This window comes from Mesorhizobium escarrei (genome assembly GCF_935825525.1).
Lineage (GTDB): Bacteria > Pseudomonadota > Alphaproteobacteria > Rhizobiales > Rhizobiaceae > Mesorhizobium > Mesorhizobium escarrei.
Genome location: NZ_CAKXZT010000134.1, coordinates 71,944 through 72,160, shown reverse-complemented (window position 1 = coordinate 72,160; position 217 = coordinate 71,944). Strand labels below are relative to the sequence as shown.

The window sequence follows — 217 nt, the reverse complement described above, 5'->3', positions numbered from 1 at the left end:
CGCGGGCGACGTTGGTGCGCTAGTGGGGCTGTTGCACAAGGATATCGTCCTAACCATGCCGCCGTGGCGCCGCACATTCACCGGCCGCGACGAAGTGGAGCGCTTCATGACTGGCGCCTGGCCGCGTTATGAACGCTTCCGGGCCGTGGCTGTCGTTGCCAACGGGCAGCCGGCGGCGGCCGTCTAGGCCCGCCGCGACGACTGGCCGTATCCGCCC

1 protein-coding gene is annotated in these 217 nt (G+C 69.6%); it reads left to right on the top strand.

All coding sequences use genetic code 11. The features are described 5' to 3' along the window. A partial coding sequence (locus NMG80_RS19915; protein WP_254019669.1) for a nuclear transport factor 2 family protein occupies nucleotides 1-187 on the top strand: 187 nt, incomplete at its 5' end. Nucleotides 188-217 lie beyond the last annotated feature (30 nt).